Source organism: Streptomyces sp. NPDC058086, assembly GCF_042885015.1.
In the GTDB taxonomy this organism is placed as follows: Bacteria; Actinomycetota; Actinomycetes; order Streptomycetales; family Streptomycetaceae; genus Streptomyces.
In genome coordinates this window covers 1-8,529 of sequence record NZ_JBHVST010000203.1, presented here as the reverse complement: position 1 = coordinate 8,529, position 8,529 = coordinate 1, and the positions used below count along the sequence as shown (strand labels likewise).

Below are 8,529 nucleotides of genomic sequence, written 5' to 3'. Positions count from 1 at the left end.
CGCTTCCAGCCGCTCCCACTGCGCATCCGTCAGATCGCCACGAGACATCTGAAGATCGTTTCACGACCTTGATCAACATCTCAAACACGTCCTAGGCCGTGCCCGTACCACTACTCGGTGCAGCCCCGCGGCCGCGCGAGGCCATTGGCGGCGGAGTGACGGCGAGGGCAGGGCCATGCCGCGCATGTCGACGGCCAGGTGCCGCCCTTCGCCGCCATGCAGGGAACCGCCGCTCCCACCGGCTGCCTCTGCCATCACGCACCGAGCAGCATGAACGGCAGAACAGCAGCGGGCCGGAACGGATCATCCCGGAACCGCTTGGTCCCGCGTACGGGTCTACAGCGTCGCCATCGGCCGTCTGCCGAGGCCGAGCTGGAAGAGACCTGAAGCTCCAGGGTCAGGGGACCGTCTCGTAGGAGCTGCACGAGCAAGTGACGCTGCGGGAAGGCAAGAACCCTCGGTCGGTGACCGTGGTGGTCGACTCCCAGACCGTCAAGCCCGACGCCACCGTCCCCAGGTCGACGTCGGGATACGACGCGGGTAAGAAGGCGACGGGCCGCAAACGCCATCTGGCCGTAGACACGAGAGGCCTGCCGGTCACTTCTCGCCTCACGGGTCAAGCTGCCGGTCAGCGAGCGCGCCTTTAGAGTTCGCCGTTTCGCCAGAGCCGTTCCTGTTCGTTGAGGAGTCTCTCGTCGACGGTGGTGTTCCGGCGGTTTTCGACCCACATCTCGGCGAGTGGCCCGAAGACATCGAGTTTGTCGGCAGGGAAGGAACCGTCCTCTTCATAGAGGGCGACCAGCGGTGCGGCGGCGGAGTCATCGCGGTCGCAGACTCGGCACAGCACGGCTTCTTTGAAGCCGCGGACGGTGCCGCCCTTGTTGTTGCGCCAGCTGTGGGGATAGCGGGTCAGCAGTATCGTCGGCCGGCTGCAGCTGGGGCAAGGTGGTGTCACTGCGACGTTGAGGACGATCTCTTCTAAGTCGTGCGGCTCGCCTGTGCTGGCTGCCTCGCTCACGCCACCCCTTGCCACGCCTCCGGGCCAAAGGATCCCTTGATGTCTGAGGCGATGGTAGCGGCGTTCACCAGCGAGGGAAGCTGGTAGACGATGGTCTTCTGCGGGCCGCGCACCGCGAGTTGAACGGGATTCTGGCCGGGGTGGGCACCCATGATGCGTTTGAGTTCGTTGATGCACAGCTCGTTGATGCGGTGATAGGGCAGCCGAAGCTGGACGGGGGCTGCGCCGTCGCGCTCGGCGGAGGTCACGTCGAGGACCTGCAGTTCCTGCCCGAAGATGCTGATGGCGCCGTCGCGGTCGTTGAGGCGGCCTTGCACGGTGATGACGCTGTCCTCCACCAGGGCGGCGGCGACCATCTGGTAGGTGGCGGGGAAGAAGAGGACCTCGATCGTTCCGTCACGGTCGGCGAGGTTGACGATGGCCCAGGCGTTGCCTTGTTTGGTCATCTTGGGCTGGACGCTGGTGATCAGGCCGGAGAGGCGGACCACGCCTTCGGTGCGCCCTGAGGCCAGCAGGTCCACGATGGTGGTGTCGCGGTTGGTGGACAGGATGTGCTCGGTGCCGTCCAGCGGGTGTGCGGAGACGTACATGCCGAGCATCTCGCGTTCGATGGACAGCAGTTGCTTGCGGGGCCATTCGTCGTCGCTGACCGGCACGTCCAGGCTGAAGCTGTCGTCGCTGGCCGCATCGCCGAGGCCGGCGAAGAGATCGTCCTGTCCGTAGGCGGCTGCCTTCTTGAGCGGGACGACTGCGTCGATGGCGCTCTCGTGGGCGGCGGACAGTCCCTTGCGGGTGTGTCCGAGGGAGTCGAAGGCGCCGGCTCTGATGAGGGATTCCACGGCCCGCTTGTTCAGCGCGGGCAGGTCGACCTTGTCGAGGAAGTCGGAGAACGAAGTGAACTTCCCCTTGGACTTGCGGGACGCGATGATCGATTCGATGACGTTGTCGCCCACGTTGCGCACCGACAGCAGTCCGAAGCGGACGTCGTCGCCCACGGCCGCGAACTCGGCGAGCGACTCGTTCACATCCGGCGCGAGGACGGTGACACCGAGCTTGCGGGCATCGGCGAGGTAGATGCCGGCCTTGTCCTTGTCGTCACCGACAGAGGTGAGCAGGGCCGCCATGTACTCGGCCGGGTAGTTGGCCTTGAGGTAGGCGGTCCAGTAGGAGACGAGTCCGTAGCCCGCGGTGTGGGACTTGTTGAACGCGTAGCCGGAGAACGGGAGCATGACGTCCCAGATCGCCTTGATGGACTCTTCCGAGTAGTCGTTGTCGGCCATGCCGTCGTGGAACTTCTGCCACTCGGCGGCCAGCACCTCGGGCTTCTTCTTGCCCATCGCGCGGCGCAGCATGTCGGCGCCACCGAGCGTGTAGCCGGCAAGGGTCCGGGCGATGGCCATGATCTGCTCTTGGAAGATGAGCAGGTGGTGGGTAGAGCCCAGGATCGGGTCCAGGACTTCCTTCAGCTCGGGGTGGATCGGGTCCGGGTCCTGCTTACCGTTCTGCCGCAGCGCGTAGTTGGTGTGCGCGTTGGCGGCCATCGGGCCGGGCCGGTACAGGGCGAGGGCGGCCGCGATGTCTTCGAAGCGGGAGGGCTCCATCAGTTTCAGCAGCGCGCGCATGCCGCCGCCGTCGAGCTGGAACACGCCGAACGTGTCGCCGCGGCCCAGAAGCTCGAAGGTCTTCTTGTCGTCCAGCGGGATCACGGTGACGCTGGTGTCGCCGTTGCCCGGGTCGACGGTGGCCAGCTTGACGCCGCGGTTCTCCCGGATGTTCGTCAGCGCGTGGTCGATCACGCCCAGGTTGCGCAGGCCCAGGAAGTCCATCTTGACCAGCCCCATGTTTTCGCAGCTGGGGTAGTCAAAGCCGGTGATCTTGACGCCGTCCTTGGCGCGCATGTGCAGCGGGATGCGCTCGGTCAGCTTCGTCTTGGACAGGATGACCGCGGCCGCGTGCACACCGGTGCCGCGGGTCAGGCCTTCGACACCCCTGGCGGTGTCGATGACCCTCTTCACCTCCGGCTCGTTCTCGTACATCGTCCGGATTTCACCGGCCTCGCCGTAGCGCGGGTGCGCGGAGTCGAAGATGCCGTCCAGCGGGATCGACTTGCCCATGATGTCCGGCGGGAGCGCCTTGGTGATGCGCTCGCCGTGCTGGAAGGGGTAGCCGAGGATGCGGGACGAGTCCTTGATCGCGTTCTTGGCTTTGATCTTGCCGAAGGTGTTGACCATGGCGGTGTACTCGTCGCCGTACTTCTCGGTGACGTAGCGGACCATGCCATCGCGCTGGCGGTCGTCGAAGTCGAGGTCGACATCCGGCGGGTTGATGCGCTCCGGGTTCAAAAAGCGTTCGAAGAGCAGGCCGTGCTCGAGCGGGCACAGCTCGGTGATGCGGGTCGCGTACGCGACGATCGAGCCGGTGGCCGACCCGCGGCCGGGCCCGACCGGGATTTTGTTGTCGCGGGCGTGGCGGCAGATGTCGGCGACCACGAGGAAGTAGGAGGAGAAGCCCATGGGGCCGATGACCGTCATCTCGGTCTCGAAGCGCTCCATGACCTCGGCCGGGACCGGGTCGCCGTAGCGCATGGCCAGGCCCTTGAGGCATTCCTTGCGCAGCCAGGACTCCTGCGTCTCCCCCTCCGGCACGTCCGGGTACTGCGGCATCTCGTCGACGTTCTCGAAGACGGAGTCGTAGGACTCGATGCGCTCGGCGATCAGAAGGGTGTTGCTGCAGGCCTCCGGCAGCTCCGCAAACAGCTCCCGCATCTCGGCGGCGGTCTTGAGGTAATAGCCGCTGCCCTGGAACCGGAACCGCTTCGGGTCGTCCTTGTTCTTGCCCACCCCGATGCACAGCAGGTTGTCATGCGCATCGGCCTGCTCCTCGTGCACATAGTGCGCGTCGTTCGTGGCCAGCAGCGGAATGTTCAGATCCTTGGCCAGCCGCAACAGCCCGTCGCGGACGTCCTTCTCGATGGACAGCCCATGGTCCATCAACTCCAGGAAGTAACTCTCCTTGCCGAAGATGTCCTGGTAGGCGGCAGCGACTTCACGGGCCTCGCCGTACTGGTTCAGCCGCAGCCGCGTCTGGACCGCCCCGGACGGACAGCCCGTCGTGGCAATGATGCCGCCCGCGTGCTCGCTGATCAGCTCCATGTCCATCCGCGGCTTGCCCGCGGGAAACTGACCGGTGTAACTGGCCTCGGTCGACAGATAGAAGAGGTTCTTCAGACCCTGGACGTTCCGCGCCCACATCGTCATATGCGTGAACCGGCCACCGCCGGACACGTCCTTCGAGCCCTCACCGTCGTCCGACATGGCCCGCTGGCCGCCCGGACCCCAGAACTCCTGCTTGCGGTTCCGACGCGAAGACGGCGCGACGTAGGCCTCGAGCCCGATGATCGGCTTGACGCCCTCAACACCCCTGGACACCTGATGGAACTCGTACGCACCGAACATGTTTCCGTGGTCGCTCATGGCGACGGCCGGCATGCCCTGACGCTCGACCTCGGCGAACATCGGCTTGAGCTTCTGCGCGCCGTCGAGCATCGAATATTCGGTGTGATTGTGCAGGTGAACAAAGGAATCCGTCACCGGGAGGGCACCTCCGGAGTCGTGGGAAGGACTTCACCCTAGCCCCCAGACGATGATCAGATCCGGCCCTGAAACGACGTCAAAGCCGTCTCGGCCAAGCCCTTCCCGGGTGACCTCGCACTCTCACAGACCGAAGTCGAAACGCTCCTCGGCGTGGCGGCCCGTCGCGTGGCGACGGCGATCTTCAGGAGCCCGGGACAGCCCGAAATGCCTCAGCCAGTGAGCATTCCGTACTGAACCATGGATCAGCGGCTGGTGGCCGCGCTGCAGTGGGACGGCCGCCTCACCGCGGAGCGGACGGTCCATGTGCTGGGGCTCAGCCCCGCCCACCTGGGTACGAAGATCGCATGTCGAGCAGGTGTGGGGCGCACTGGCGGGCGGATCTTCACCTCCGTGCGCCTTGTGACGCAATGTAGCCGATCACATACGTTTAGTCGCGAAAGCGGGTCGTGGTAAGCGCGGCCTGTGGTGAAGGAAGAGGTAGCTGCATGGTGCGACGCATGATGACGGCGCTCGGCGCGTGCGCGGCGGCCGCGACACTCGTGCTGGGGGTCTCGAATTCCGCGTACGCGGCTGACGGAGTACTGATCATCGACGGCGTGGCCCATCTAGATCCGAGCGGCTGCTTCCCCATCGGGGACTTCGTGCCGGCCGTGGTGACCAACGACACGGACGCGGTCGCCGAGGTGCACTCCGGGCCTAACTGCACCGGACAGGTCACCTGGTTGATCTATCCCGGTGAGACATACCACCCGAACGGCAGCCGGAGCGTGTTCGTCCTCTGAGGTCGGCGTCCCCCTCGGGCCGAGCCCCGGCTCGGCCCGAGGGGGACGTCAACGCATGCCGAAGGAGCACTGGTACGCCTCGGGTGGCAGGCCCGTGACGCGGGCTCCCCACCACTCGTTGAGTCACGGATGGAACCGCCACCGGCCTTCAGAAATGACATCCACCTTGCCGTCCCTGACGCGAACGGCCGTCTCGTCGTCGATGAAGTAGATCGGGAAGTCCGCCCGCGAGGCAATGTGATCAGCCCAGGCGTCGTCCCGCTCGGGGAAATCCGGCGAGTACAGGTGGGGCTTGAGATACCAGTCGAAGAGGCCGAACGGCGGCTCCACGGTCGTCGCGCCGAGCACGTGGAGGTCCGTCGCGTCCCCGATGACGTCGGCGGAGTGCTCGGTGAGATTCCGGCTGAAGATCATTGATCCGGCGCTCATCCCCACATAGACCCGGTTCTCCAGCGCCTCCAGGAAGCCGTCGGCCAGGTCGTTGCCGGTGATGCTGCGCGCGAGGTGGTAGTGACTGCCGCCCTCGACATAGATGACGTCGGCGTGGAGCAGCCGGTCGAGCACCATCTGCCGGGGCAGGCCGTTCAGTTCCAGGACGTCGAACTCCCGCCAGCCGAGGCCGTGCAGTCGGTTCATGTCCGCGACGAACCACCCGTGGTCTCCGGGCTCGGCGACTGATGCCGTGGGAACGTACACGACGTTCGCCGACCCGAACGGCTTTCCCAGCATGTCCCGCAGTGCATCCCGCAGTGTCTCGTTGCGCAGGCCACTCGCCGTCAACAGAAAGTTCATCGGGCGAGCCAAGCACGGCTGACGGGCGCGCGCAACGAACCCAGGATCCACCTACCGTCATGGCATGGCCACATCAGGACGAGTTCGCCCACGGATATGGCATGCGACGCTGCCGCTACCGAGGACAGGGAAAGGCCCACATCCAGCACGTCCTGACGGCCATCGCCGTCAACATCGAGCGCCTCAGCGGACTGCCACCGACCGAAGAAGCCCCCACGCCCCGCCGACCGACTGCCTTCCAGAACTACCTCGACCAGCGCGAGATACCCCGGCCGAAGTCCTGGCGAACCCTGGGCAGCTGACCCCGGCGGCACCAAGATCCCCGACAGAGTCAAGCTCACCCCCGCGCAGGCGGGGGTGAGCGTGGGTGCTGCCCCGGCGCACGAGCTGCTGCAGCCGCTGCCCCTCCTGGTCGGTCAGTCTGCGCACGCGAACGGGCTCTGCCACCGACCCCCACCTTGCCGGATCGAATGTGTCACCACATCCAACCGGCTCGCCAATCCCGGCCGCGACTAGCAACCCGGTCAACCATCCCGGCCAAAGCACTAGGCTTTCCGGGCCAGTCCGGCGGCGATGAGGTGTTCCCAGACCGTGAGCTCTCGTTCGCCGCTGTTCCATGGGTTGTCGCTCTCGTCGGGACGCCACAGGGACGCGGGGACGATCCCGGGGTCGAGGATCTCCAGGCCGTCCAGCAGGGAGGCGATCTCCGCGTCGGTGCGCCACCGGCCGCGGCCGAACGTCTGCTGGAGGACCTTCTCGGCCTCCGCGGTCTCCGGGTTGTTGCCGGAGCGGAAGTGGCTGATGAAGAAGTAGCTTCCGGAGGGGACGTGGTCGCGCCAGTAGCGGACGATGCCGGCCGGGTCCTCGTCATCGTTGACGTGGTGGAGGATGGCGCTGAGGATGACGGCGACGGGATGAGTGAAGTCGATGATTTCCAGGGTGTCGGGGTGAGTGTGGATGCCTTCGGGGTTGCGCACATCGACCGCGACGACGCGGGTCCGGTCGTTGTTCTCCAGCAGTGCGCGGCCGTGGACCAGCACTTGGGGGTCGATGTCGACGTAGACGACCCGGGACTCGGGGGCGTGCCGTTGTGCGACCTGGTGGACGTTGTCCGCGGTCGGCAGGCCACTGCCCAGGTCGATGAACTGCCGAATGCCGGTGGTCTTCGCGATCTCCCTGACCGCCCGGGTCAGGGCCGCGCGGTTGGCGAAGGCGATGGCCACCGAACCGGGCAGGTCGCGCTTGAACACGTCGCCGATCTCACGGTCCACGGCGTAGTTGTCCTTGCCGCCGAGCAGGTAGTCGTAGACGCGGGCGATGCTGGGCCTGGCCGGGTCGATGGAGGAGCCTTCGTACGTCATGGCTGCCATTCTTCCCCGCAACGTCGCCTGCGGACCCTCGTTTTGAGATCCTCCGTCCGGTCAGGGGCGGCGCGAGGGCATGGATGCCTGGGCTCGCTGTCAAACGTCCGTACCCTTCAAGCAGGCTCGATCGGGCATGAGTGGCAGCCCCGGGGACACCGGTGCCCTCGGGTGTGAACGTCAGGCACTTGTCCTCCCCGCGCAGGCGGGAGTGAGTCGGCGATCCCGCACATCACGTGGGACCGCAACGCGTCCTCCCCGCGCAGGCGGGGGTGAGCCGCGCTAGCAAGTGTCCAGTCGGAGTCAGGCTCTGGGCGGCCGTGCGGGGGCGCGGGTGGCCGGGGTCAGTTTCCGTCCTCGTTCTGGGCGTGTTGGTAGAGCTTGGCGATGTCGTTGTCGAAGTACGCGGTATAGGAGATGTCGTCCTCGTCGCCGCCGCCTTCATGGCCGCCCAGGATGCCGATGACGGTGCTGGTGTGGCTCTTGGGGTCGTAGTCGGCGAGCCAGGGGCTGCCGCTCGTGCCGCCCTCGAAGCCGGTGCACTGGATGCGCAGTTGGGTGTCGCTGAATTTCGTGGTGCGGTTCTGGCAGGAGATCGGGGTGTCACGGCTGGTGGGGTAGCCGGTGATCTTGACTTCGTTGTTGAAGCCGCGGTCTGTGCCGAGGCTGTTGCCGCCCAGGACGTCCTGGATGTTCTTGCCGTCCTTCGGGCCGACGGTGAGGAAGGCGACGTCGAGGTCCTCGTCCTGCGATGTGGCCCAGCGGTCGTCGACGACGACTTTGTTGACCTTCCACAGGCCGGTGGGCTCGTTGCCGTTGCGGTAGTCGGGGGCGAAGACCAGGTCGTCCACCGGCTTCCCGGCGTCGGCGTCGAAGGCGCAGTGGGCCGCGGTGATCAGCATGTTCCGGCCGGGGCTGTGCACCACGCTCGCGGTGCAGAAGTGGGCGCCGTGGTCGTCCTTCTCGAAGACCGTGCCGATCCG

Annotated in this window: 8 protein-coding genes; 3 read left to right on the top strand and 5 right to left on the bottom strand. The window is 66.2% G+C overall.

The genetic code is table 11. The annotated features are described in order from the left end of the window. Nucleotides 1–431 precede the first annotated feature (431 nt). Nucleotides 432–647, top strand: coding sequence for a transposase (locus ACFVWD_RS56325; RefSeq protein WP_389606792.1), 216 nt, complete (start codon nucleotides 432–434; stop codon nucleotides 645–647). On the opposite strand, the gene ACFVWD_RS56320 is transcribed toward ACFVWD_RS56325, so the two are convergent. Further along, on the bottom strand, nucleotides 644–1,018 hold the full coding sequence (locus ACFVWD_RS56320) for a DUF6300 family protein (protein WP_389606790.1): 375 nt from the start codon (nucleotides 1,016–1,018) through the stop codon (nucleotides 644–646). The two genes, ACFVWD_RS56325 and ACFVWD_RS56320, sit on opposite strands and share 4 nt — an antisense overlap. Then, a complete protein-coding gene (dnaE, locus tag ACFVWD_RS56315) occupies nucleotides 1,015–4,608 on the bottom strand; it encodes a DNA polymerase III subunit alpha (protein ID WP_389606789.1) in 3,594 nt (1,197 codons plus the stop codon). The genes ACFVWD_RS56320 and dnaE overlap by 4 nt, the downstream gene beginning before the upstream one ends. Before the next feature lie 488 nt (nucleotides 4,609–5,096). On the opposite strand from dnaE, the gene ACFVWD_RS56310 reads away from it, so the two are divergent. Next, nucleotides 5,097–5,393, top strand: coding sequence for a hypothetical protein (locus ACFVWD_RS56310; RefSeq protein ID WP_389606787.1), 297 nt, complete (start codon nucleotides 5,097–5,099; stop codon nucleotides 5,391–5,393). Nucleotides 5,394–5,516: 123 nt separating this feature from the next. On the opposite strand, the gene ACFVWD_RS56305 is transcribed toward ACFVWD_RS56310, so the two are convergent. Beyond that, nucleotides 5,517–6,185 carry a Type 1 glutamine amidotransferase-like domain-containing protein gene (locus ACFVWD_RS56305; RefSeq protein WP_389606786.1) on the bottom strand — a complete coding sequence of 223 codons (669 nt, stop codon included), beginning with the start codon at nucleotides 6,183–6,185 and terminating at the stop codon, nucleotides 5,517–5,519. Nucleotides 6,186–6,244: 59 nt separating this feature from the next. Between ACFVWD_RS56305 and ACFVWD_RS56300 the strand changes: the two genes are divergently transcribed. Next, nucleotides 6,245–6,487, top strand: coding sequence for a transposase (locus ACFVWD_RS56300; protein WP_389606784.1), 243 nt, complete (start codon nucleotides 6,245–6,247; stop codon nucleotides 6,485–6,487). 243 nt (nucleotides 6,488–6,730) lie between these two features. Here the strand turns inward: ACFVWD_RS56300 and ACFVWD_RS56295 are convergent, their stop codons facing one another. Further along, the gene (locus tag ACFVWD_RS56295; RefSeq protein WP_389606783.1) at nucleotides 6,731–7,555 is read right to left on the bottom strand and encodes an SAM-dependent methyltransferase; all 825 of its coding nucleotides are present in this window, start codon (nucleotides 7,553–7,555) and stop codon (nucleotides 6,731–6,733) included. 335 nt (nucleotides 7,556–7,890) lie between these two features. Next, nucleotides 7,891–8,529 (bottom strand): trypsin-like serine peptidase (locus tag ACFVWD_RS56290; RefSeq protein ID WP_389606781.1); only part of this gene is annotated, 639 nt, incomplete at its 5' end.

Bases quoted from the DNA above. Each gene is read 5' to 3' on its own strand.
- ACFVWD_RS56295 (WP_389606783.1), bottom strand. From the start codon at position 7,555: ATGGCAGCCATGACGTACGAAGGCTCCTCCATCGACCCGGCCAGGCCC.
- ACFVWD_RS56305 (WP_389606786.1), bottom strand. From the start codon at position 6,185: ATGAACTTTCTGTTGACGGCGAGTGGCCTGCGCAACGAGACACTGCGG.
- ACFVWD_RS56300 (WP_389606784.1), top strand. From the start codon at position 6,245: ATGGCATGGCCACATCAGGACGAGTTCGCCCACGGATATGGCATGCGA.
- ACFVWD_RS56310 (WP_389606787.1), top strand. From the start codon at position 5,097: ATGGTGCGACGCATGATGACGGCGCTCGGCGCGTGCGCGGCGGCCGCG.